Consider the following 26,733-nt stretch of genomic DNA (forward strand, 5'->3'; position numbering starts at 1 on the left):
GCCCCGGACCTCGCTGGGCGACGCAGTCCGACGACAGACTGACCGCGACGATCAAAGCAAGAGAGATTTTCAGAATGTGGTTCATCGATTGTCTCCAACTTCTACAGGACTGAACGGGATATCGTGGATGGCTCAATTGCGGACCGACCGCAATCAAATGTGTGGTGGCCGATGACGGCTGTGGCGGCATTCGAAATGTGTCGATTCGTCACAGACTGTGCGGACTGATTACCGGCGTGTCTCCGGCATTCATGCGCTGATTCACGCGCCGATCTGCGCGCCATGAGAACGGGGCAGGACGACCGTCGGCTCTTCACTTGCAGCAGCACAGTTTTCGCCCGCGTTCACCAGGGAACAGCGGAACCTGATCACCTATGGGTCACCGTTGAGGGCAGCGTGCTTTTCAAGACGTTCGCACTGCGTTTCAAAAGCGATGACGCACAATCGCTGCCGGAACTTTCAGAAATCTGTCACGGGAGCCGGCATCGCCCGCGGCAGTAGTCTGCAGGCAGCAGCGTCTAGTGAGTCGACATGCGCGAGAGTTTGGTCGGGACCGTCGAAGCGTCTGCCTCCGGCCGGCGTTCGCAGGTGCTGAATGTTTCCTCACCGCGCAGAAAAAAAGGTCGCGAGGGCAATGCCCTGCGCGACCCGTTATGTTTCAGACTTCAAGGGAACTGCAACGGTGGAAACGATGCGAGTCAGGCGAGGACCGAGTCATGCTTCAGCATGCACTCATTTAGTGGTCCGGGCCTACGCTAAGATTTTGAGACCTCCGTCGGGGTTCAACCGAAAAGTCTGAATGTAAGCGCCGGTCGCGGACGATCGGCGGGATTCCCGTCGCGGGAAACGTGTCGGTCGCTGTAATTCATCGGCGATTCGTTTCACAATCTGAAACGTTTTGTAACCGTTCTGCAATTGTCCGAGGTGCCCTGTGAGAAACCCGCTGCTTAGCTGTGCGTGCCTGTTCGTCGCGCTCACCTGTTCGCTGTCATCAGCTTTCGCCCAGTCGGAAATGCTGGACCTGAACAGGGGCGACCACATTGCGATCATTGGCAATACGCTGGCCGATCGCATGCAGCATTTCGGCTGGACCGAAACCATGCTGCAGACGCGTTTCCCTCAGCATGAACTGGTTGTCCGCAACCTTGGTTTCAGCGGTGATACGCTGACGACGCGGCCCCGCTCGCAGAACTTTGGCACTCCTGACGAGTGGCTGACAAAGGTTGAGGCTGACGTTATTTTCGCATTCTTCGGTTACAACGAATCATTCGCGGGCGAGACCGGTTTGCCGCAATTTCGTGACGACCTGAAAGCCTTCATCGACCATACACTCAGTCAGCAATACAACGGCGAATCGGCTCCCAGGCTGGTCTTGTTCAGTCCGATTGCTCACGAGAATCTCCGGAGCCGGCTGCTGCCCGACGGCACTGAAAACAACCAGCGGCTGGAAATGTACTCCGCCGCGATGAGCGCCGTTGCGGAAGAGAAAGGCGTTCCGTTCGTCGATCTGTTTGCGGCGTCGAAAACAAGCTACTCGCAGACGAATGATCACAGCAGCCCGCTTCGTCCTGATCCGCAAAAACCGCCCGGGGCCGTAACAGGACGCAATCCGGCTGGCTCCGCTTCGTTCACGATCAACGGAGTCCACGCCACGGATCAGGGCTATCAGATGCTGGCAACTGTGATGGACAGAACGCTGTTCGGAAGCGGCAACGCTGACCGTGATTCGTCCAGGGACCAGACGGTTTGCCAGGCGGTTCGGGAAAAGAACCACGTCTGGCACAACATCTATCGGGCCACCGACGGATTCAGTGTCTTTGGCGGACGTTCCGGCCTGCAGTTCGTTGACGGTCAGACCAACTTCGAGGTCATGCAGCGCGAACTTGAGATGCTGAACGTCATGACGTCAAATCGCGACAAAGTCATCTGGGCAGCGGCCGGAGCCAGCGAAATCACACCCGACGACAGCAATCTTCCCGCTGCCATTCCCGTTCAGACCAATAAAGCGGGAACGCTGGACGGCGGGCTCCACAGATTCCTCGGAGGCGAAGAGGCCATCGAGCAGATGACGATGCACCAGGGCATGGAAGCAAACCTGTTTGCGTCCGAAGAGCAGTTCCCGGAGCTTGTCAATCCGGTCCAGAGCGCCGTTGACGCCGACGGACGCCTGTGGGTTGCCGCATGGCCTTCGTACCCGCACTGGAATCCCCGCGAAGCACTGAACGACAAGCTGCTGATCCTGCCCGACGACGATGGTGACGGCCGGGCCGACCGCTGTATCACCTTCGCCGACGGTCTGCACAATCCAACGGGCTTCGAATTCTGGAACGGCGGCGTCCTGCTGGCACAGGCTCCAGACATCTTCTTCCTGAAGGACACCGACGGTGACGACCGGGCCGATATCCGGCTTCGGATGTTTCACGGAATTGACTCCGCCGACACGCACCACACCGCGAACAGTTTTGTGATGGACCCTGCCGGCCGGTTCTATTTCTCGCGCGGCATCTTTCACTTTACGAATATGGAAACTCCCACGCAGATCTTTCGGTCCGACAGTGGTCGCTGCGGCGTGTTTCAGTTCGATCCTCTGACGTGGGAAGTGAAGCATCATTTTCAGATCGGCCCCAATCCACACGGCGACACGTTCGACCAGTGGGGCAATCAGTTTGCCACCGACGGAACCGGCGGCACCGGAAACTATATCGGTTTTCCCGGCCGTGGAGCTCCGAAGCAGCTGTACGAGAAGCGGGTGCGTCCGGTTCCCGCCATCACAATCCTCGACAGCGACCACTTCCCGGATCAGCTTCGCGGCAACCTGCTGATTGCCAATGTCATCGGGTTTCAGGGAATCACACAGTATCGCTTCAGCAACGACGGCGCATCCATGCATGCCACGGAAGTGGAGCCGATTGTGTATTCCACCGATCCGAATTTCCGCCCGAGCGACATGGAAATCGGTGGCGACGGAGCTCTGTACGTTCTTGACTGGCAGAACCCGCTGATCGGTCACATGCAACACAACCTGCGTGACCCCAGCAGAGACCACCTGCATGGCCGCGTCTATCGGATCACGGCGTCGGGACGTGAACTGATGCCGGTGGCGAAGTTTCGCGGGAAGCCGATTGCTGACGTCGTGCGAGTCCTTGCTTCAGACACGCTGTCGGAACGCTATCGCGCGCGCCTGGAACTCACCGACCGCGATTCTCAGGAAGTTCTTGCCGCCGTGGACGAATGGGCCGCTGGCTTTGATGCACTCGATACCGCTCACGCGCGCGATCTGACGGAAGCACTCTGGGTCTATCAACAGAAGCGGGTTCCCAATCGCGATCTGCTGCACCGAGTGCTGTCGTCACCGGAGCCCAACGCGCGAGCTGCGGCAGTTCGAGTTCTAACGGAATGGGGTATGGCCCCGGACTTCCGGCTTCCTCCTGCGGAATCCGTGGCCGATGCAATCAGACGCCTTGCCAATGACGCGAGTCCGCTTGTTCGCGCGCAGGCTGTCATTGCCGCCGTGGAAGTGAATCCGCCGAACGCCGCCGAAGTTTTGTTCGCTGCGATGCAGCATCCGACCGACCTTCAGATCGATTTCAATCTTGCCGAAGCAAAACGGTCGATCGACTTGAACGCCTACATTCGGGAACAACTGGCCGCTGGTCGGCAGCTTTCCCCGGCGGCACGGGCGTATGCGATCGCCAATGCGGGCGTCGACGACCTGCTGAAGCTGCAGCGAACCGAAGATGTCTACCGTGCAATTCTGACACGCGAAGACGTACCGCTGGCGGCCCTGCAGGAGTCGCTGGCCGGTCTGGCGACGTTGAAACAGACGCCGGAAATCGAGCAGTTGTTCGGCCTGATTGAAGAACTCAATGATGAGGCGAACGCCAACGTGCTGGGAAGTCTCAGCCGGCTGCTTTCAAGCCGGACTCCCGAAGAACTGCGGCGCGTCCGCGATCGCATTGTGTCACTGGCGCTGGACGGCAAGTCGGCCGAAGCCCGGGAGGTTGCCTTTGCTTCATGGATCACCGCCGACGGCAACGGCACCGCAGCGTTTGCCGCGGTGGCCGACAACGACAAGCGGACGGCGGAGTTGCTGCGCTCCGTTCCGCTGGTCGCAATGGACGTCCAGCCGGAACTCCTTCCGGGCATCCGGCGCCTGATTGCGAAACTTCCAGGCAGTGTGGGCAACCAGCCGCTCAGCGAGCCGGGTATCCGTGTCGAGTACTTCCATCCGTCACCGTCAAACGTGGCCGTCGAGACACTGGCAAACATGACGCCGCAATCACAAGCGATCGTTCCCGATATCCGCATGGAGGTGCCGATTCTGAAACAGCGCGACCAGTTCGCGCTGCGATTCACCGGCAGTCTTCGGATTGAGCAGCCGGGACGTTACTCCTTCTTCACGACTTCTGATGACGGTTCCCGGCTTTACATTGGCAGCGAACTGGTCGTCAACAACGACGGTCTTCACGGCATGTCGTCGAAACGCGGACGTACTCGGCTGGCCGCGGGACTGCATCCGATCACCGTCACGTATTTCGACAACGGCGGAGGCGACGGACTGCAGGTCGAATGGGAAGGTCCCGGCTTCAGCAGGCAGCCCATTCCGGCGTCCGCGCTGGTCGTCGCGTCGGAGGAAACGATGCAGGAACTCGCCATCCGCTCTCTCATGCAGATTCCCGGATTCGAAAAGGAGAAGGCCGGCAACCTGATCGGCCTGATTCGTGACGGACAGTCACTGAATACCGCCATGACATCACTGGCTGCCATCAGCGCGGATTTTTGGCCGCAGCAGCAACTGGGCCAGGCAGCTCAGGGATTGACCCGCTACATCGCGGATACCGACCCGCGGCAGCGCAATTCATCAGACGCAACTCGTGCTTTCGCGCTGGCCCGGCAGGTTGCCGAGCACCTGCCGGCCGACACCGGAAAACAACGTCTGCTGCGCCGCCTGGATGAACTGGCCGTTCCCCTGATCGAAATCGGAACAGTTCCGGAACGCATGATCTATTCGAAGGAGATCCTGGCCGTCCAGAGCGGTCGACCGGTGGAGTTTATGCTGACCAACGCCGACAACATGCCGCACAACTTCGCGGTGTTGAAGCCAGGAACTCTGGAAGCCGTCGGTGAACTGGCGGAGGCGACGGGTCGCGAACCGGACGCCGCTGCACGAAACTTCATCCCCGAAACCGATGATATCCTGGAATCCAGCAAACTGCTGCAGCCTGGTCAGAGCGACCGCGTGTTTCTGGAAGTGCCAACCGAAACCGGCATCTATCCGTACGTCTGCACGTACCCCGGACACTGGCGACGGATGTACGGGGCGCTGTACGTCGTCGACGATCTGCGCGCGTACGAAGCCGATCCCGCTGCCTGGCTGTCGGCACATTCGATGGAAATGAAGGACGAACTGCTGAAATACCTTGGTCGCAATACGGAATGGAAGCTCGCTGACCTGCAGGCGGACACCGATCATCTGATGCACCGTGCCAACAACTTCAAACTCGGCCAGCAGTTGTTCAAAGTCGCCAGTTGTGTGGGTTGTCACCGGCTGAACGATCAGGGAGCGAATATCGGCCCGGATCTGACAAAGCTGCCAAAGGAATACACGGCCACGGACGTATTGGATCACATGCTGAACCCGTCAAAAAAGATCGACGAGAAATATCAGTCCAACATCTTCATCCTGTCGTCGGGAAAGACGGTTACCGGCCTGGTCGTTAAGGAAACCGACGACGAAGTGACACTTGTCGACAATCCGTCGGACCCGGAAAAGACAACCACAATTTCCAAATCAGACATCGACGAACGCGAAATCAGCAAGGTCAGCATCATGCCCCAGGGTGTGCTGAACAAGCTGACGAAAGCGGAAATCCTGGACCTGCTCGCCTACGTGGTCTCGCGCGGAGATCAAAACAACGAACTGTTCGAAGGCGACCACGATCACCAGCACTGACGCTCCCGTGCAGGACCAGAACGCCCCATCGCTGTGCACCGGCTGAGCCTTGCGGGCTGTACCTGGTACTCACCATGTAACTCAGCCCGGCCGCATTTCCAGCGAATCCTGCTGCGCCCACCGGGTAACGGTCTGCGCCAGATTCCCCAACGCTCCGAACAACAACCGCGCGGGACCATACGATCGCAGCAAGTAGCCGCGGCCGAAAGAATGGCCTGCGGTTGTATCGATCGCGACCGACTCCATCCGGCCGATGCCTTGATCGCATCACTGATTGTTGCCGAAGCTATCCGGGCTCACCCGGGGGCATCGTGAGCGTCGCAAGCCCCCAACCCAGGACGGCGCTGAAAAGCGATCGTGAGTATCGCCGTTGGCCAGAACGGGAATTCTGCGCGAACGGAAATCTTGACCGCCGCCAGATACCCGCCAGGACTGGCGGTGAGCATCCACGAAATCTGCCGTCTCGTCATATCAAACCCCGGCTGATTGACGGTTGACTGAGCATCGTCGGACGTTTGCTTGCCATCAGAAGCCGCCGCCGGGATGCGATTAAGAGGGCGGCCATGATTCCCACCCCGCCGGCTCAATCAGCGACGAGCCCCGATGATACCGGCATGCCGGGCTGAATTCGCGATCCGGCCGATCGCTACCCGATGCCTCGGGTCGCCGCACCGATGTCAGACAGATTCCCCGATGACCGCCTGTCGCAAAGCGGGTTCGTGATTCGCGGCAATTTCCAACGCGGGACTTGTCACCGAACTTCAGGAACACGAAACCACAGATAAATCAATGACCGCCGCTCCAGCGGTCCGGAAAGGCTGGAACACAGAACAGCGACACAGTCGGAAATCCACACGCAGGAGCGTCAGAAACGGAAGCGGCTGAAGGGAATCGAACCCTCATTTAAAGCTTGGGAAGCTTTCGTGTTGCCAATACACCACAGCCGCGAAATCACGCGAACATCGACTTTTGCCAGTGTATTTCCGTGTTTTTGCAATTGCAATCCACTGCTTTCGTTGGCGTTCGGCCATTGTCATTTACACCGACACAGTGGTCACAATTCGACCCAATTGGTCGTTGTCACTCCTGGATTGCAGCAACCGACAGATCCGTTTTCACCAAAGTCGCCGAAGTGGCACACGACATCAGGGATTCGCGGCCTCGCGTCACACACGTCGCAGGCTGATCGTCGCACGAGGACAGAAGCTTCGCCGCCTGCTCCGTCCGCTGTGTGTTGAGTTTCTGCTGCAAGCGCCTGTTTTCCAGAACCGATCTGAAAATTCGGGAATGCCGCAAGCTGTTTTCAGTGGCGCAAAACGCACGTCGAAGTACAGGTCTTCGAGTTTCGCCAGTCGAAGTTCCTTACGTCGCTGTGTGATTTTCCAGCGGTACCGAGGATTGCGCTGCAGCAGGATTTCGGGCAACAGGGATTCGGGTGAGGCGCCCGTCGGAGTTGCTTCAGAATATCGCGCAGCCAGGCTCATGGTTCCACGTGATTGGCCTTCCAGCCGGCGATCAGCGACATCAGGACCGCCGCGTGATGACCGGCAATCGGGTTGCCAACGAACAGCCACAGTTATTGGATGATGTTCATGAGGACGAACGCGCGTGTGCTGCGTTCTCGTGCCCGATCACCATCAGCGAATTGATGACCGATGGAGCGAAGCACAAGGCCAGCGCCCGTGTGCGTTGCTGCACTGGACGTCAAGCAGTCGAGGCAGCGTTCCAGGGCGGAGCCGCTGGAACGAGAGGGCGAAGCAGTCGAAGCACAAACGAGACATGACGGTCCGGAATTCTTGAATAACACTGGCTTCCGCGATATCATTCCCGTCAGCGGTCGTCTGTGATTGCCGGCTTCCATTCGCCGGGAATCGGAAGACGAACGCCACACCTGCCTCTGTCGGCGACCTGCATGTCAGTCGTCGGCACGCTTCCCACCTGTGACATGCAGCAAGTTCGAAAATCCGGTTTGACGGACGGAGTCACCGGCGCCGTGGTTTTGAAGCCAATGACGGCAACGTGCATCTTCGCGATCTGCATGCCACGATGCTGCACCTGCCGGGATTTGATCACACGAAGCTGCCTGACCGTTACGGCGGCCGCGATTTCCGGCTGACTAATATCCATGGTGACAGTTGTCCACGATATCATTGCGTAGTTGTTGATCCGTGCAGAGCCTTACAGAATCGGTGACAGCGGACTCTGTCGATCTTCGGCACCCGCGGGAAACGGAATGTTCTGACACGACGCTGCGGAAATTTCGACAGACAGGAAACCACCCACCATGTCCTGCAATCCATCATGTGTTGGGCGAGTTCGTGTTTCTCTGGTCGCCGGGATGATCCTTCCCTGGAGCGTTTTGCTGGCCGCCGGAACTGTGGTGGCGCAGGAACCTCGCGTCGACTTTGGACGTCAGATTCGGCCGCTGCTGGCCGAAAAGTGTTTTGCCTGCCACGGCCTGGACTCCGCAACCCGCGAAACGAATTTTCGCATGGACACTCAGGACGGGCTGTTTGCAGAACTCGATTCCGGAGGGATCGCCGTTGTTCCCGGAGACACCAGCGCCAGCGTTCTCCTGCAGCGTCTGACGACCGACGATGACGACCTGCGCATGCCGCCCGTGGATTCTGAAAAGCAGTGCTCACCGGAAGAAATCGACCTCGTTCGTCAGTGGATTGAACAGGGAGCCGAATGGCGGCAGCACTGGGCCTGGATGACTCCACAACGGCCCGATCTGCCGACGGTGAAGGAAGCCTCGGCCAACGAACGAAATCGACCACTTCGTGCTGGCACGACTGGAAAGCGAAGGGCTGCAGCATTCGCCGGAGGCGGACCGGGTGACGCTGCTCCGCCGAGTCACGTTCGACCTGACCGGACTTCCGCCTACCATTTCGGAAGTCGATGCTTTTCTGGCGGACGCGTCCCCGGAAGCGTACGAACGTGTCGTCGACCGCCTTCTGCGTTCGCAGCGGTATGGCGAACACATGGGACGCTACTGGCTGGATGCGGCGCGGTACGGCGACACGCACGGACTGCACCTGGACAACTTCCGGGAAATGTGGCTGTACCGTGACTGGGTCATCAAGGCCTTCAATGACAACATGCCGTTCGATCAGTTCACGATCGAACAGCTGGCCGGAGATCTGTTGCCGAATCCCACCGTCGATCAACAGATTGCCACCGGATTCAATCGCTGCAATGTGACGACCAGTGAAGGGGGAGCGATCGACGAAGAATATCACGTGCATTACACGGTCGATCGAACGGCGACGATGTCAACCGTCTGGATGGGTGTGTCCATGGGCTGCGTTGTCTGTCACGAACACAAGTTCGATCCCTACGCGATGAAGGACTTCTATCAGTTGTATGCGTTCTTCAACAGCCTCGACGGGCCGGTGATGGACGGCAACAGCAAGGATCCGGCTCCCGTTCTGAAAGTGCCGAATCCCCAGCAGAAAGCCGAACTGGCGGAATTGCAGCAGCGCATCGCCGAACTGACCGAAATCACGACGGCGCCCAATCCCGCAGTCGATGACGCCCAGGCCGCCTGGGAACTCACGATTCGCAACAGCGCAGCCGAAGAACCGCAGTGGACAGTTCTGTCGCCGGATACATTCTCATCCACTGGCGGCGCAACGCTCACCCGACTGGAAGACGAATCCGTACTGGCATCCGGCGAAAACGCGGCGAAGGACGTCTACGAATTTGTTGCTCGCGTTGATACGACCGGCCTGACGGCGGTGCGGCTGGAAGGACTGATGCATCCATCGCTGAGTGCCGAAGGAGCGGGACGCAGCAGCAACAGCAACGTGGTGTTGAGCGAATTCGAAGTGGAAGTTGCTTCGGCCGCGGAGCCCGGGGAATGGGAGAAGGTTGTTCTGAAGCAGGCGTGGGCCGATCACGAACAGGGTGACGGTGACTTCAAAATCGCCAACGCCATCGACGGCAATCCGGACACCGGCTGGGCGATCGCGGGACACCAGAAGAAGGAAGATCGCACGGCCATCTTCGTAGCTGAATCTCCGTTCGGGCACGATGGCGGGTCGCTGCTGAAGATTCGGCTGCGGCATGAATCCGTTTACGCGCAACATCAGTTTGGACGAGTGCGGCTGGCGGTGACCGACGCCAAACAGATTCCTCAGATCGGCAGCGTCAGCGTGCCGGCGGAAATCGTCAAACTGATCGAAATCAACTCCGACGAACGGACGGCCGAACAGCAGCAAACGCTGCGCGATCACTATCGCAGCAAGGTGTCCACCGATGAGACGCTTCGAAAGGCGTTTGTCGATCGGGAGGCTGCTCGCAAGCGTCACTCGGAACTGGACGCATCACTGCCAACGACTCTCGTCTGGAAGGATGCAGCGGAACCGAAACCAGCCTACGTTCTTGTGCGAGGGGCCTACGATAAACCGGGCGAACCCGTTCAGCGCAACACGCCGGCAGCTTTGCCTCCGCTGACTCAGGCAGCCGAAGGCGAAACGCCCACGCGGCTGCACCTGGCCGAATGGCTGGTGTCGGACAATCATCCGCTGACCAGTCGTGTCACCGTGAATCGCTTCTGGCAACAGTATTTCGGCACGGGCATTGTTGAGACGGCGGAAGACTTCGGATCGCAGGGGTCGCCGCCGTCGCATCCGGAACTGCTGGACTGGCTGGCGGTGGATTTCCGCGAAAACGGCTGGAACGTCAAACGGCTGCAAAAACAGATCGTGATGTCGTCGACCTATCGGCAGGTGTCGAAACTGCCGAGCGGCGGAACACCGGTCGACCGCGCGAATCGGCTGTTTACCCGCGGTCCGCGGTTTCGTCTGGACGCGGAAATGATTCGCGACAATGCCTTGTTCCTGAGCGGCCTGCTGATCGATCAGGTCGGCGGTCCCAGCGTCAAGCCGTATCAACCGCCGGGAATCTGGGAAGCCGTGGGTTACACGGACAGCAACACGGCGAAGTTCCAGCGAGATGCCGGCGAAGCGCTGCACCGCCGCAGTCTGTACACGTTCTGGAAACGGACAGCTCCGCCGCCGACGATGGCCACATTCGACGCGCCGTCGCGGGAAACGTGCAGTGTCCGGCGATCACGCACCAACACGCCACTGGCCGCGCTGGCGCTGATGAACGACGAACAGTTTATCGAAGCGTCGCGACGATTGGCGGAACGCATCATGAAGGAAGGCGGAACATCCGACGAAGACCGCGCCGAATTCGCGTTTCGCCTGGTGACATCGCGGCACCCCGGCGACGCCGAACGAGCCGTGCTGATGAAAGTCTTCGCCGCAAGTCTGGCCCGGTACACGGCCGACGAAGCGGCGGCTGCAGAACTGCTGAATGTCGGAGAATCCCCGTGCGATACATCCCTGAACGCCAGCCAGTTGGCCGCATGGACAATGGTCGCCAACATGTTGTTGAACCTGGATGAAACGATTACGAAAGGGTGAACACATCATGGATACGCGTACCGAACTGATGCTGAACCTCACTCGGAGGCGACTGCTGGGACAGGGCTTCAACGCTCTGGGCCTGGCGGCTTTGACCAGGCTGACCGGCGGCAGCGCAAGTGCCGCGGACGCCGCTGCGGCCACTGCGGACGCTGCTGCAGCAGGCGAGGCACCGCCGGCGCGCAATGGTCTGCCCGGCATTCCGCATCACACGCCGACCGCAAAGCGAGTGATCTATCTGTTCATGAGCGGCGGGCCCGCTCAGCACGATCTGTACGACTACAAGCCGGAACTGGACAAGCTGTTTGATAAGGATCTGCCCGATTCGGTCCGGCGGGGACAGCGCTTCACCACGATGACGTCCGGGCAGAAGCGATTTCCCATCGCGCCGTCGATGTTCAAATTTCAGCAGCACGGCGAATCGGCTGCGTGGGTCAGCGAACTGCTGCCGCACACCGCCGAAGTCGTGGATGATCTGTCGTTTCTACGGTCCGTGTACACGAATGCGATCAACCACGACCCCGCGATGACGTTCATTCAGACGGGACGTGAACTTCCGGGATGGCCGAGCCTCGGATCGTGGCTGTCCTACGGTCTGGGCACGTCAACGGAGAACCTGCCCAACTACGTCGTGATGACGCCGACCTGGACGGGGCGCAAGAGTGCTCAGGCGCTGTTTTCACGTCTGTGGGGAACCGGCTTTCTGCCGTCGAAACTGCAGGGAGTCGCGCTGCGTGCCAAGGGTGATCCGGTTCTGTTTCTCTCGGATCCGCCGGGCGTCGACCGGACGACGCGGCGCACGATGCTGGATGGGCTGAGCGAACTGAATCACCTGCAGTTCGAACAGACGCATGATCCCGAAACGAACGCCCGTATTGCCCAGTACGAAATGGCGTTTCGTATGCAGTCGTCCGTTCCGGAGCTGACGGATTTTTCTCAGGAGTCAAAAGAGACTTTGGACATGTACGGCCCGGACATCCAGACTCCCGGCACGTTCGCCGCCAGTTGCCTGCTGGCGCGGCGAATGGCGGAACGCGGCGTGCAGTGCATTCAGATCTTCCACCGCGGCTGGGACCAGACACCGACCTGCCGCGCGACATCCGCAACCAGTGCCGCGACATCGACCAGCCGACGCGCACTGATCCAGGACCTGAAGCAGCGTGACATGCTGAAGGACACGCTGATTGTCTGGGGCGGCGAATTCGGCCGCACGGTGTATTGTCAGGGCACACTGGCGCGGGACAACTACGGTCGCGACCATCATCCCCGGTGTTTCACGATGTGGATGGCGGGCGGCGGCATTCAGGGCGGTCGATCCCTCGGAGCAACCGACGATTTCAGTTACAACGTGATCGAAGACCCGGTCAAGATTTCCGACATCAATCACACGATTCTGTACTGGCCTGGGAATCGACAATCGCCGTTTGTCGGTCAAATTTCAGGGTCTGGACGCACGCATCACGGGCGTGGAAGATTCCCGCCTGCTGGAAGAATTCCTCGCGTGAGAACTTCGATCGTCGGGAAATCTCTGCGATCCGGTCAGAACGACTGCCGGTCTGCAGCAGCGAAATCAGCAGCGCTGACGACGTCGAATTCCAGACCGTCGGGATTCGCCTGATGGATCGGCGCGGGTTCGATGACCGGTGCGTTCGGAATCACACCGTTCCAGAGGCGGGCGATTCGTCCGAGTCCACCGGCGACCAGCATTTCCCGAACGACGTGAAAACTCTGGACGCCGTCGCTGAGTTGCACGAAGGAAGAATCTGGCATCGTTCCGAATTGATTGGTGTCGGACGGTGGAAACCCCAGCTGCGGCCAGCAGATCGCGGCGGAATCGAGCGATATCGGGCGAGACATGCTGACGAAGATTGGTGTCCGTAAAAACGACATCGGACGAACCGTCAAACGTCAGGCCGCGGCGACGGAACGTGCTGGAACCCACCAGAGCCCACGTGTCGTCAACGACAACCGTTGTGGCTTCGATGCGTGAGGGTCTTCCGGGAAATCCGATCGGATGGAAGGCGACGACTCGTTCGGGCGGCAGGTTCAGCAGTTTGGCGCGGCGTTCTTTGGCTTCGTGAGCAGCGAATGGTTCGTAGCCCGGAGCGAAATCCGGGAACTTCGGCGTGCAGACAATCACGTGCAGGCCGGGAGCTTCCGTCAGCCGCGCGGCGATTCGTTCCACCAGATTCACTGCATAGGCCGGCGGATTGGGAGGAGAATCGGCGCTGTAATCTCGTTGCGTCGGCGCGAAACCGGGCGATTCGATGTAGATGAACCGGCGAGCTCGGGAGATCGCGCCTTCCAGTGCCCACTGCGTGTCTCGCCGACCGTGCGTCGAAGAAAACACTTCGCGGTGAAGTTCGTTGAACAGCCGCTCGAACGTCGATTCATTCAGCGTGTTATCGTCCTTGAGATCTTCCAGCGCCTGCAGCAGTTGATTGCGGCGATTTTCCACTTCGGTCTTCAGCGGTCCGGACGGCAGCCGGTTGATGACCGGATTCAGGGCGCTGTTGATGAAGCCGGTGACCTGATCGACGAATTGATCAAACGTCGCGGGCAGCGAATCGGGGTTGGCTTCAAGAACCTGTCTCAGTGGACCCAGTTCGGGTGTCTCACATCCCGGCGGGATGTTTTGCAGCACAGCCGCAGCGAACGAACCGTTTGCTGCGGCAGGTTCGGCCGGTTCGTTCCAGCGCGACTGTGCAAGTGCAATCAGTCGCGGGACGAGTTGCGTGGTGCGGCGAAAGGCCATGCGTGCGATGTCCCACGCAAGGCGGCCATTCTGCGTTGCAACGCCGACAAGTTGCGTCTCCCGGCCACCGGGAGATCCGGGGCTGCCGCGCCGTGCATCGGCCGAATGCGCTTCTGCCGTGAGTCGCCCGCCGGACAGCACAGCGTTCCAGTTGCCGTTCGCGAGTCCCGCGGCCAGCAGGTCTCGCCGAGCCATCGTGGGCAGTCGCGGCGCATCGCGCGGGTCGGATTCTCCGGCAAGCTGCAGGACGGCGGACAGGACAGCGTCGAGCGGATTCAGCCCGAGCGGCTGCGAAACGGCGGGAGGCTTCAGGCCGAGAATTCCGGCGTTGGACACACCACGTCGCGGCAACTGTCCCGGCGCGGGCGGTGCTGCGAAGCTGTTAGATACAGGCGCGGGCAAAGCAGCCGGCGCGGCGGCGGCGACAACCGCTTCGACGTTGCCGTAGATTCGCGATTCGCCGGTTTGCTTGATGACGACGACGTCCACTCGCAGTACCGGGTCGACGGGAATGCTTGTTGCGTTCTCCGGAATTCCCGGCCGGCGAAGAGAGAAGGGATCTCGCAGCAGCAGCGTCAGAGTTCCGGTACCGGCAACGGCGCCGGCCTGAGTGACGATTCCGCCAGCTCCGTCGCCGCGTTCTTCGCGCGCGTCGAACACAAACTTGCGGTTGTAGACGCGCACTGCCGCAGCCAAGGGAAGCCCGTTCAGCGTCAGTGCCACATCCACGTTTGCCGTGTTCGCGTTTCCGTCGTCAACGAACTGAGCCGTCGGAGCGAAACCATCTCGAAGGTTCACCGGCAGCGGACCGGCAGCGGCCGGCACGACAGCTCCCGCCGGCGGAAACGCAGGAAATTGCGCAGCGGCACCCGTGGCGACGGGCAGCGCGAAGTCCGACGAAATGGCCTGTGCGACGATCAGCGCTTCATCGCGATTGCCGCTCACGGCGATGTTTGCCGCGGCCAGCAGATCGTTGCCGTCGGTGACCAATGACATCGCCTCGTTGATGCGAATGGCTGGTTTCAGTTCGTGAGCGTGACCGAAGTAACCCGTGTTCGGCGAGCCCAGCAAGTACGATCCCAGTTCGAGGGCTCGAACGCTGAAGAAGTCGCGAGACGGCGACGGTGCTCCGGCCGCGACCAGAGTCGGAACAAACTGAGTTCCCATTCGGCCGGTCGTCGCGGGGCCGAGTTGCAGCAGTCGTCGTTGCTCAATCGGAAAATCGGCAGACGGAGGGATGATCGTGACGGCCGTAGTCAGAGAAGCCAGCGAGAAAATGCCGTTGGCAGTGTGGGCAGCGTCAATCACCGTCAGTCCGGCGAAATGTTCGTTGCTGACGGGGCTCCCGCAGCGTCCGCAAGTCGCACGCGAATCGTCGACGCGCCGCCAAGGCCGATGATGTCGATCAGCTGCGCGGTCTCGTCAAACGGAACTCCATCGCGCGAGCCTGCAGCAGACGATGCCGCTCTGTCAGCAATTGAAACACGGACGCCACAGCCAGCGGGTCGATCGGATGACCGTCGTTGTCGTAGACCGTCAGTGCTCCACTTTGACCGAGATTGTCGCCGGCGTGAATGTTGCCGCTGACATCCAGAGCATCGACCGGCCCATGAAAAAAGAGGTATCGGGAACCGGACGCACGGGAAGTCCATTGTCGGTGCCTTCAATGGCTCGTGCGTACAGTCGGTTCAGTCGCAGGTACAGTTGTGGTGGCAGCGTCAGCAGAAGTCCGGGGCCACTGACAACATCGCCGCTGGGCTGAGTCAGCGTGACGCCGATGATGTCGGCTTCCATCTTGAACAGAGTGCCGTCGACCGGTGCCAGCCATGAACCACTTGCAAGGTTCAGCGACATGCCCGCTGAATTGACGCTGGGCAGGTTCGTGTCCACGTCAGTCCAGTTGGGCGAAAGCACCGGCATACTCAGCCCGAAGGCCGAAATGCCCGTCACCGTCAGCGCCTCTTGGACATCATCGATGGTTGGCATGGCTATGGTTCCTCCAGTCGGAGTTCCGCGACTCGCAGCAACGGATCGCGCAGAACCAACACGGCTCGCGCGATCGTTGCGGGAAACTGCAGATGAAAAATGCAGAAACCGTCGGGCGTGTTCTGTTCGCGGGTCATCTTCGCGGGCACGCTGCCGGTGTCCGGAGCCGAAGGGGACGGAGCCAGCGGCACGGTGCTGGAATCAACGGTCAACACACTTCTTCGTTGAAGCGGGCCGTCGGCGGGAATTCTCGCGTACTCCAGCAGTTCAATTGTCGCGGTGCCCAACGACGTGGGCTTTGAAGGCAGGTTCGTTCGAAAGACGACCAGCCGGTTTTCGGAATTCGCCTCGGTCGACAGGACTTCCACGACAGGCTGACCTGAAGGCGGACGGAATGCGTCGATCGTTGTCGACGGGACAGATTCGCCGGCGAAGATTCCGTTGGAAGGATCGTGTCCGGTGACAGCGACGATCTGGTAGTAGTACGGCTGCCAGCTTTCGGACACCGGGTCAACGATGCGTCGCGCGGGAAGGTTGTCGATCGTCAGATCCTGCCAGTTCGCGTGCGTCGCGGCAATCTTCGGCGGTCCCTTCATTCCCGTTTCCGCGAGCAGCGCGGAATTGCGAACTCGAAAGACGTTGTAGCCGGTCGGTTGAGGTCCGGGAGCCGCAATGGCGGTGACTTCGAGTCCTTCGGGCTTCGATCGAACTCGCAGAGACGGTTGTCCGGGCTTGATTCGTCGCGGCACGGCGAACCATGCGACTGCCGGCGACTTCGCGGATTCCTGATTCGCGGCCGACAGCGATGAGACTCGATACGCAAACAGCGTCGACGCACCGCCGGGAAGCTCCAGCTCAATCCGGTTCGCCTGTAGCGGAGCCGTGTTCAGCCGAGCAAAGGCGATGGAGGTTCGTTCGCGAGCGCCTGCATCGGCCAGAGCCGCAGTCAGCGACAAGGCGCGATCCATCGGTGTCGCTTCAGGTGTGGGTTCCGGAATGTTCGGGTCGATCGCGAACCGCAGCGCGGATTCCGTGGATTCCCAGACAACATAACCCAGAGCATGCGGGTCGGATGGCCACGTCAACACTCCTCGCGCGCGGTTGGCGGCATCGGGAAGGGCGGTCCACTGCAGATCGGCGGTGATTTCCGGAACGTCGGGCGGCAGCGGATCGAAGATCGGCGTTGTTCGCGGACCAGCGACGTCGCTGACTTCACCGGGAGGACGAACGGCTTCCTGTGCTTGAGCAAACACCGCGTAGTTCCATTGTGATTGTGTTTGAAAGTCGGCCGAAAACTGATGCACTGTCAATCGATAGCGACGGTTTTCGTCATCGGGAACGGGGGTCAGAATTTCCACGTCCGCAGTGTGAGCCGATGCCACGAACGGGTTTCGAGCGACGTCAAACTGCACGGTGAGTGCTTCGCCGGCGGCAAGCGAGGAATCCATTTGCAGCCCTGTCGCGAACCCGGGTGGCGATGCCGTTGCCGCGTAGAAACGTCCGTGGAAGTCGATTTGCCGCGGTGTGCGATCGGTCCAGTCCCAAGCGAATTCGATGATCAGGTCGCCGCTGACTCTGCGTCCCTGAGCCGTCTCCGGATCAAGTGCCGTGGTCACAGACTGCAGTCCGGGCAACTGTACCGGCGGAGCCTGTGACACGTACGTCGCGCGAGTCCAGCCGGACCAGCGTCCGAACACGTCACCTCCCGCAAGCAGATAGTCAGTCGTCCGTGAACCCGACAGCGGGACTTCCGATACCGGGTCGGTAAACGTCACAGGTTCGGCCGGCGGCGCGCCGTTGACGTTTTCGCCTCGCGGCGGCGTGAAAAGCTCGAAGCCCTGAGGAAACGGTCGCGGCGAATTCAGCAGCGCAGAACTTCCGGGACTTCGACTCAGCGCGATTGCATAGCCCTGCGGCAGAACCGCGTGGTGCCACGTCAACTGCACGGATTCCGTCTCCGGCTGATCGACGGCGGTGGCCGGTTTCGACGCAGCGCGCGGCGGTGAACGCGGCAGTTTCCGGATCGGGGCGGCCCTGTCGCGAGTGCCGCGACTTCCACCTTGATGCCGTCCGCAAGCATGAACGTGTTGGTGACCATGTAGTCAAAGTCGGTGCTAAACGACATCGCAGGTTCCGTGGCGACGGGAAATTGAAAATCGGAATGCGGCGGAAAGTCGATCGTGCCGTAGCCGAGCCCCGTGGCGGAATAGGATTCCGATCCGACGGACAGCATCGTGACACCGACAACCGGAATTTCGAATTCGGTCGGATCTGCTCCCGCGACCGCTTCGGGAATGTCCACCTGACGGATTCCCGGTCCCTTCTGCGAATACAGGAAGGCAACCTGCAGGTTGTTCGGATCGGCGTCGTTGGTGTTCGCAAGGCACTTGGCAATCATCTTCAGCACGGAATCCGGCGGATCGCGAACGAACTTCAGCCAGGCGCTGACGTCGGGAGGCGGCCAGTCAGGAGTCGGAATCGCGGCGATCCCGGTCGGCGGAAGCGGCTGATGCAGCATCGTTGCCAGTTGCAGACGTGTGGCAGCGGCGTCAACGCCTTCCGTGCTCGCCGGTGGAAAGCCCTGCGGATGCGGAGCATAAGCGGGCGGCGCAATTTCATCCTTTCGAAACGGCAGGCCGACAACCTCGATGAGTTCCCAGTCGTTCAGATTCGCAACTTCGTTGGCGTTAGCGCCGAAAATCCCGCTGATCTGTCCTTCGCCCGCGACACTGAGCGCGGCAACTCCGGCGACTCGAAAACGGCACTTCGATGGTGCTGCAACGGCGATCGTCTGTCCGGGAATCGCTCGCCCGCTGCGATCCAGTGCGTGAATGGTCAGTGACGACCCGGCATCCGGCTGCGCCTTCAGTTCGACATGAAACATGTTGATGCGGCCCCATTCGATCGAGCCCTCGCCACTGATATGCCTGTCGGTCGCAATGCTCTTCAGCGGCACACGTCCGCTGCGGCGAAACACCTGAAACGGCTGACGAGGAAATCCCAGCGCCGGCAGACTGCACCATCGCAGCGCGACGGGAAGGCCGTGTTGTCCGAACTTCGGCGCTTTGGAGTTGTGTCGACTGACTTCCGCCAGCGCAGTGCGTACCGCCGACGGATCGGCATCGGTCAGACCGCGACTGAACAACTGCATGGCTTGCGGCCAGACGTGTCTACTCATGATCGTCCTCCCACGGAGCCGCGGATTTCAGCACGAGATCAACGATCGTCGTGACTTCGTTCGGAAGGGAAAACAAAAGACTTGCGGGCCGATGAACAGACAGCCGCAACGGCAGTCCGCTGTCCGGAACACTCAGGCCGGGGTTAAGAAAACACAGCGTCCGTGTCCCGCCGGCGGACTTCACGAATCGCTGCACGATGTTCGCCGGAGACGCCGTGACTTCCATCGCCGGCACATCCTTCAAAACCACTCGCTGAAACGCCGGATCGTTCGGAGGTGCCTGCAGCGGAACCGTTTCCAAAACCGGTTCGAAGCGAGTTCGCCACAGTGGTTCGGCGGCATCCAGCAGAACGGCGTGCGGTGAGAATCCCGTGCCCGTCGCATTGGGAATCCAATAGATCGTGATCCCCGAAATCGATGGAGCCGGCATCGGCTCCTCACCGGCGGCCGACATCGCGTTGAGCAGTTCAATGTCCGTCGCGGTTCCAACCGGCGTGCCTCCCGGCGTCAGCGGAGTTCCGGAAGGCAGGTTCAGAATGGGGCCGGTCAGAGCGCGATGACGAATGTGCCGTTCGCGCAGATCCGCGACCAGTGCTGCCGGACTTGCGAACCGTCCCGTGCGGAACTGGCGGCGGAACAGCGGGACGGTTGCGGCGCCCGTGGCCGGATCGCTCGGGTCAGTTTCGATGTCCAGCGTGTAAGCCATCAGCGGACGCAGCGGTATCGGCACGGTGTGCGAACCGTGCGAATGCAAATCGATTTCTCCGGTACACGGCAGCAATCCTCCGGCAATTAAAGCTTCCAGAGCTTCGCGGTAAGGCGTGCTGATCGCCGACTGCACCGGGTCGAGCGTTGTGAGTTCGTCGTCCGGCATCGGCACTCCGTCCGCCGCTCGCAGTCGGATTCGCAGACTGCGGCCGTACGCCTGATACAGCGGAATCGTTGCCAGATCGTTGAACACGATCTTCACCGGATCGTCGCAGAAGTGAAACTGTTCGTCCGTGTTCGGTGTCGTCGCCAGCACGCGGGAATCCAGCCGATCCGGCGGGGCTTCGTCAGTCTTGAAGACGAATCGCTGAGTGCGGGAGGCGGCAGTTTCGCCTTCGATTTCGGCGTCGTATCGCGCAGTCAGCGTGTACCGTCGGCCCGGCATCAGCAGCGGCACCGGAGCACCATCGTTGAGATATCCCGACACGGTTTGCACGTCGCCCGTGCGAACTTCTTCTTCGTGCTCGGCTCGTTCGGCTTCCTCGCGGGAACAGACTTCGACGACACCAAGAATCACTCGCAGGTCGCTCCCTTTGGGGCCGCGTACTTCAAGTCGCAGCTTCTGCATCTTTTCTGACGGCTTGATCGTCAGCAGCAGACGTTCACGTTTCTCAGCATCGAGTTCGGCCATCAACGTGGCCACCGGCAGCACTTCGGCTTGCCATGGGTCAGCCAGCCAGTCACTTGGCAGATTCGTTGTGATGCCCGTGATTACCGCCGGGCCAAGCGCTGTGACGGATTGCTCTTCAACGACTGAATCGTCCTGAGCAAGCTGCACTGCAAACACACGATCCCGGAACTTCTGCGGCAGACTGACATACAGCAGCACTTGGTTGGCGGCACCGGTTTCCAGTTCGATCCAACGCCGCGCAGCGCGAGCATTCAGGAAGTCTCGGACTCGCGACGTGAGGTTCAAATCCGGTTGTTCTTCCGTGCTCAGAAACTGAGGCAACTGCAACGCTCGGAAGCACTGTGGATCAAGCTTCGGCTCGCTGCTCGCCGGCAGGTAGCAGAACCGCAACAGCAGAGTTTCCGGTCCGCTGATCGTTACGGAATCAATGGCGTCAGCGCGTATCTGCAGAATGTCTGCCGTCCGGCTCAGGAGAAGTTGTTGATCGACGCCGACCGTTCTCCGACCGCGAAGCGCTTCCATGCGAATCGGAACGAAGCCGACAACTCCATCGGAACGCAGATTGATCACTTCCGCCAAAACCAGCGACGCAGGCTCAGGCAGCCGAATCGAGATCGTATTGCGGAAGCCAAGTCCCGTACGTCCGCGAATTGTGGTCACTCGCAACTCAGCAGCACCGACGAACGTCATGCCGCTGTCGAAAAATCGGCGACCCAACACCGCCGGGCGACGGTTGCTGAACACGGCACAGATCTGCCTGTCACGCTGGTTCGCTACGGGAACTCTGCCGATCACGCGAGCCGCGTCTTCGAACTGTCCGTGAGTCGCCGCTCCCAGCAAGTTCAGTTGCTGTTCCAGTTCGCTGAGCGCTGGTTCGTTGACCTGCAATTTCGTTGGTGGCGGAGTCGCGCGCACGGTTCCGGGCGGATCGGGCTGTGCAGTGCCGTGCAGCAGCCAGCCTTCGCCGCTGGGACCGAATGGCTGTCCGCAGAACGTCCACAACACGCAGGCCGGCGGCGCTATCTTCTGACAAAGGTTCTCCCATCGCAGCTTGACCGACGAATTCAGTTCGGTGGACCGTTCCAAAGCGCGTTCGCCGTGAATGGGGACGTTGGAGAACAGAGCGAGATCCACGCTGGTGTTCGCTCCCTGCGCACCCGGCGGAACGTCACGCCGCCATGTCGCAGGAGGTTTCGGATCGGCCGCTCCAGCGGGAACCAGAAATCCCTGATCCAGCGAAATCTCCCGCAGGAAGTACCGCACTCGGCGATCGCCTCCGAGACTCACCCAGCCGTTCGGCGTCAGGTTCGGAGCCGGCGTGAGTGGTCGCGTGAACGTGGTTGTCGACGACGAACCGTCGCTCACTCGCGGAGCGCAGAAGAACTGCAGCACCGGCAGCGAATCAATCGGAACCTGCGGAAGGTCCGCGTCCGCCGGATTGGTTGCCGCGTCGATCGCATTGCCAAGGCTGCCGTCAATTGGACGTTCACCGCCCTGCCCGGCGGCAATCACCGGAGCGTGACTTTGCAGGAACACACCGTTGATCAGATCCGGCGCGGGAAGGCTGTGCGAGCCGCTGCCGATGTGAACTCCGACGCAGCCCTTGACGCTGAAGAAGAAGAAGCTGACTTTCCCGCAGACTTCGCCGTCGATCAGCGTGGGATTCGGCGCGGCCACGGTCAGCGTCCCGGTGGCTCCAATGCTGACGATGAATAGCCGTAGTTCGCCTTCCAGATAGATCAACCCGGTGACGAACAGCTTGCTGCCGAAGGAAACTCCCAGATGCGCGCCGGCGGAAACTTTCAGGTACAGACCCACCGACGTGTCGCCAAAGATGACGGACGCGTCGATTCCCACGGCGACGGCAATGCCCGGCAAGCCCGGTCCGGCCGGTTGCCCTGCGATCGCCGGCGGGAACGGAGCGATCTGATTACCGTCGATCATGAAGTAGCCGCGAGCCTGAACCAGATTCAGGACGCGAGCGCTGGCCGGAGCCGAAATCGTGCCGACGTACAGATGCCAGTTTCGCAGGTTGTTGAACTTGAAGAAGATCTCGATCGGGATTTTGATCTCCACGATCTTCTCGATCTTCATGTCGATCAACACGCCGATCGTCAGTTGACCCTGATTGAAGTCCAGATCAATGACGCCGAGGATTCCCGTCGTCAGGCCCTGATCCGGCAGCTTCGGCAGAACTTCAATCACCTGAACTTTGACGAAGATCAAAATTCGCGGCCCCGGCAGTTCCAGCACAAACATGCCGCGGAAGTTCACCAGAAATCCGCCTTCGACGGTTCCCAGAATCAGGCCGAGCCCGAACGCCCATTTGTCGAATTCCGGAACCCACAGCGCCTGTCCTGATCCATTGAACAACTTCGCCGGTTCGCCTTCCGCCTTGACCAGCCACTTCAGCGACGGAGGGATCGAATCGCCGGGAATCGCGGCCGGTTCGTCGCGTTTGAAGTGCATGGCGAACAGACCGCTGAAGCCGTACAGGCCGAGTCCGGTCGACCACAGCAGAATTGGCGTTGGGAACTCCACGATCAGTCCGGCGAACACGGCAATCGCTTTGCGGCGTGTGTCAATGTCTTCGATCGCGAGCAGTCCCAGACTGGCGGCGATCCGCAGCTTGGTCGGCACCACGGTCACGTCCAGCGAACCCAGAATGCCCTTCTGAGCAACGCCGTTGACTTCCTGATCGACAATCTGAACGCGGCCTTCACCTTCCAGCGTGGCCGGGATCCTGACCTTGACTCCCGATGGCAGAATCGACGGCGCTCCCAGCGGATCGAGCGGCCACTTGACCTTGAAGCGGTCGACGGTGATCACGCCAAGATCGACCTTCAGTCCCAGATCCAGCTCCAGCGTCAGCGGATTGAACCGTGCCAGCCGAACGCCGAAGACCTTAATCAGGCTTCCCAAAGGCTCACCGATATTGAACAGCCCGGGATCACCCAGATCGATTTCATAACCGCGGCTGGTGTCGAAGATCGGCTGGTACGTGACGCCGTCTTCGAAGTGCAGATTGAAACCAACGGCCTTGTAACGAACCTTCAGATTGCGTTCGGTCTTGAGCTTCAACTGCGGAATCTCGATGCCGAATTCCACGCCGTAGTCGAAAATGACACCGAAGTCCGTGAACCGAACGGGTTCTTCGTCGGCTGGCAGAAACTGGCGAAATCGTCCTTCGCCGCCGAACAGCGTGATCGATCGCGTCTGAAAGATGAACACGCCTGATTCGACTTCCAGCCCGCCGATTGCAATCGGCACTCCCAGCGAAATCGCCAGCAGTGCCCAGTCGCCGGCACTGTGAGGATCAACGGCCGCAGCAGCGCTGTTCAGCACCGGAGCCAGCGTGAGCAGTGCTCCGCCGATATTGCGGATGCGGCGACTGTTCAGATCGTCCGTCGGCTCCACCGTCATCCGCAGCAGACCATCCTTGTCCTGCGGCGAAGCTCCCAGATAAAGTGTTTCGCTGACCTGTCGGATCGTTCTGTCGTGGGTGATCAGCAGCTTAAACTCGACGACTCCGTCCGCCGGGTTGTCATTGCCTTCAACGGCCGCCGGCAACTGTTTGAACGCCAGACTTCCGGTGTCGACGCCGTTGTTCCGCAACCCTTCTTCGAACTCCGTCTCAAAATCGACTTCCCCGGAAAGCTCCAGCAACACCCACAGGTTGCGTTCCAGCCGAATCCGGAAACTCAGCCGCCGCAGATACGGCGGTCGCCGAGTCGGAATCTCGGGAGCCGGGTCCGTCGGTTTGATCACGGGCTTCGGATCGTCGCCGTCACCCTGAGGCGGATCCGGCTGCGGTCTTGGCGGACGCGACAGAGTTGCCCGAACGGTGCGCGACGGCGAAGTCGCTCCGACGGATCCGGTCACAATGGCCACACGATCCAAGTTGCGTTCCGCTTCGGTCGACGCCGACTGATTGGCCGACGCTTCTCCGGTTCCTTCGCTGGCCGGATCGACGGTCGCACCGGCCGCGGTCGCAATCGCCTTAGCCACGTCCAGCCGGCGTTCCGACAGTTTCTTGTTGTAGTCCGATTCGCCCTCCGCGCTGGCTCGCGCTTCGATATGCACGTTGCGGGGTGGACTCAGGCGATCCTGAATCCACTTCTTTAGATTCGCCGCGCCGCCGGACGGGCTCGCCGGACCGCCGGACGGAGGAACCGACGCTCGAAACCGCGCGTCGTCGACGGTGTCGTTCTTGTACTTCGTCAGCACGCCGTCCCACTGGCTTTTCTTCGGCTTGTCGTAGTCGAAGAACAACTCGAACACTTCCGGAGTGGCAGACGTGGTGCCGGGATATTCGATTTCAATGTCCAGCGTGGCTCCGTGAGGACACAGCACTGCCACGGACCGCGACTGCCCCAGCACGCGATCCGTCAGCACCGAAGCTCCGTTGCGAATCACAATGTGCGGATTCTCGCCCCCTTCAATGAAGAGCGTTTCCGTGTCTGAACTGCTGCCGGGCAGCAGTCGCAGGTTGCCTCCGGGAGGCAGCGGCGTCGTGGGATCAACGGTCAGCACAGCGTCCTGCCGAGCACCTTCAACGGGTTCGCGGTCGAGCTCGCTGCCATCCGGATCGACCGGCGTGTCCGTTTCGGCGGCAACGACTTCCAGCCGAATCTGCTGTGTGAATTCGTGATGGCCGCCGGGTGAGGCTTCGTCGACGACATGCACCACCATGTCGTGTTCACCCACCGGCAGCAGCGTGTCGGGCATTCCGGGAGAAATCCGCGCATCGCGACGTTCGTCGTTCCAGACCTGCTGCCCGTCAATTGTCACGGAGATCGAATACCTTGGAACACCGCCGCGAAGATCCAGTTGAGCGATCGCTGTTTGAGTCACTCGCGCGCGGCTGCCCGTGATCGTGATCGTGCGGTCGTTCCGTTCCTTTTTTCCCTTCGTGTAATCAACTTCCGTCTTGCCGATGAAGAACTTCACCTCAACGTCAAACACGGTGATCGGCGTGTTGGCGAAGATGTGAACAAACGCTTCCATCGAGATTTCGCCACGGAACGAAATCAACAGATCGTTCACGCCGATGTTGAAGCCGAAGTCCTTGCCTTCGTCCAGATAGAAGATTCTGGCGCTGCGAACAAACAGACCCTGAAACGCTTCGTCCGTCCCGAAGAATTCCAGAATCTCCGGTGGCGTGCTGTCTTCGGAAAGATCGATCAGAATCTGACCGACGCCGAACGCGAACCGTCCGCTTTCATGCAGCGCGATGGGCGGATCCATGCGGATCAGTTCGCCCTGAGCGAGATCGTGCGGCGCGTCGAATCCGCCGCTGCCCCACGACGCCAGCTTGAATTCCGGAGGCAGCGACAGATCATCGCCCTGCTCATAGATCAGCACGGCTTTCGGCAGAACGAACTTCACGTCCTGCCCTGCGTCGGCCGGGTCGGTTGACGGCCGGATCTTGAAGTCAGGACCGACTTCGCCGGGAACCCATGTGTCTGTCGGCAAATGGAACACCAGAGCCGACAGCATCAGTTCAAGGCGAAAGCGAACACCCGGATATTCCGTCGCAGTACCAGTCGCCTGCTCAACAACACCCAAATCGTTGAACAGTCGGTCGAACTCCGGCAGAACAGGAATCAAGCCTGTCGCGGCCGTGTTGATAAACGCAGCACCGTCGCGAGGAATCGTCAGCCGGAAGTCGACGAACACGTCGTCCCAGCGAAACACGCCGCCACCGGGATCGCGATGTTCGCGCCGCGGCGCCGCTTCGCCGTCTCCGCCGAAAGAAACGCGACCGGTATAGACGATGCCCGTATCGTCAAACGCCGTTCGCAACTCATCCACGCTGACAAACGCCAGATAGCGGTCAACGTGAGGAGGAAAGGTAAACCCAGCCAGAAACTGCGGGGCGAGCAGTTCGTAAACACCCAACTTTGTCGCAGGCATCAACAAACTCCCTGAGGGTAGTCAACGATATACGTTTCCTGAACGTGCGTCAATTAACACAGACACCACAGAAGACGTATGGACACCTGGCGCGTCCGCGAGAGCGCCGCG

The 26,733-nt window shown here is 60.4% G+C and carries 10 protein-coding genes, 1 tRNA gene and 1 pseudogene; 5 read left to right on the plus strand and 7 right to left on the minus strand.

Annotation, left to right across the window (positions count from 1 at the left end):
• The first annotated feature begins 931 nt into the window (after window positions 1-931).
• The gene (locus R3C19_19395; GenBank protein ID MEZ6062515.1) at window positions 932-5,953 is read left to right on the plus strand and encodes a PA14 domain-containing protein; all 5,022 of its coding nucleotides are present in this window, start codon (window positions 932-934) and stop codon (window positions 5,951-5,953) included.
• An 876-nt stretch (window positions 5,954-6,829) separates the two neighbouring features.
• Here the strand turns inward: R3C19_19395 and R3C19_19400 are convergent.
• A tRNA-Gly gene (locus tag R3C19_19400) sits at window positions 6,830-6,900 on the minus strand.
• Window positions 6,901-8,008: 1,108 nt separating this feature from the next.
• On the opposite strand from R3C19_19400, the gene R3C19_19405 reads away from it, so the two are divergent.
• Window positions 8,009-8,146 carry a hypothetical protein gene (locus R3C19_19405; GenBank protein ID MEZ6062516.1) on the plus strand — a complete coding sequence of 46 codons (138 nt, stop codon included), beginning with the start codon at window positions 8,009-8,011 and terminating at the stop codon, window positions 8,144-8,146.
• Between the two features lie 106 nt (window positions 8,147-8,252).
• Here R3C19_19405 and R3C19_19410 read toward each other — a convergent pair whose 3' ends face one another.
• Complete coding sequence (locus R3C19_19410) at window positions 8,253-8,408, minus strand: hypothetical protein (GenBank protein MEZ6062517.1); 156 nt, start codon at window positions 8,406-8,408, stop codon at window positions 8,253-8,255.
• Between the two features lie 36 nt (window positions 8,409-8,444).
• Between R3C19_19410 and R3C19_19415 the strand changes: the two are divergent.
• From R3C19_19415 to R3C19_19425, 3 genes and pseudogenes are all read left to right on the plus strand, one after another.
• Window positions 8,445-8,519 (plus strand): annotated as a pseudogene (locus R3C19_19415) (hypothetical protein).
• Window positions 8,520-8,736: 217 nt separating this feature from the next.
• Window positions 8,737-11,388: a DUF1553 domain-containing protein gene (locus tag R3C19_19420; protein MEZ6062518.1), complete on the plus strand. Its 2,652-nt coding sequence runs from the start codon at window positions 8,737-8,739 to the stop codon at window positions 11,386-11,388.
• A 7-nt stretch (window positions 11,389-11,395) separates the two neighbouring features.
• Entirely contained in the window at window positions 11,396-13,006 is a 1,611-nt protein-coding gene (locus tag R3C19_19425) for a DUF1501 domain-containing protein (protein ID MEZ6062519.1), read from the plus strand.
• Here the strand turns inward: R3C19_19425 and R3C19_19430 are convergent.
• From R3C19_19430 to R3C19_19450, 5 genes are all read right to left on the minus strand, one after another.
• Window positions 12,959-15,451 carry a hypothetical protein gene (locus R3C19_19430; protein ID MEZ6062520.1) on the minus strand — a complete coding sequence of 831 codons (2,493 nt, stop codon included), beginning with the start codon at window positions 15,449-15,451 and terminating at the stop codon, window positions 12,959-12,961. The two genes, R3C19_19425 and R3C19_19430, sit on opposite strands and share 48 nt — an antisense overlap.
• A 228-nt stretch (window positions 15,452-15,679) precedes the next feature.
• Window positions 15,680-16,129: a hypothetical protein gene (locus tag R3C19_19435; GenBank protein MEZ6062521.1), complete on the minus strand. Its 450-nt coding sequence runs from the start codon at window positions 16,127-16,129 to the stop codon at window positions 15,680-15,682.
• A 2-nt stretch (window positions 16,130-16,131) separates the two neighbouring features.
• Window positions 16,132-18,075: a hypothetical protein gene (locus tag R3C19_19440; GenBank protein MEZ6062522.1), complete on the minus strand. Its 1,944-nt coding sequence runs from the start codon at window positions 18,073-18,075 to the stop codon at window positions 16,132-16,134.
• Window positions 18,066-19,307 carry a hypothetical protein gene (locus R3C19_19445; protein MEZ6062523.1) on the minus strand — a complete coding sequence of 414 codons (1,242 nt, stop codon included), beginning with the start codon at window positions 19,305-19,307 and terminating at the stop codon, window positions 18,066-18,068. Before R3C19_19445 ends, R3C19_19440 begins: the two co-directional genes overlap by 10 nt.
• Window positions 19,300-26,622 (minus strand): hypothetical protein, encoded by a 7,323-nt coding sequence (locus tag R3C19_19450; GenBank protein ID MEZ6062524.1) that lies wholly within the window; start codon window positions 26,620-26,622, stop codon window positions 19,300-19,302. The genes R3C19_19445 and R3C19_19450 overlap by 8 nt, the downstream gene beginning before the upstream one ends.
• Between the last annotated feature and the right edge of the window lie 111 nt (window positions 26,623-26,733).

Source organism: Planctomycetaceae bacterium (genome assembly GCA_041398785.1).
In the GTDB taxonomy this organism is placed as follows: Bacteria; Planctomycetota; Planctomycetia; order Planctomycetales; family Planctomycetaceae; genus JAWKUA01.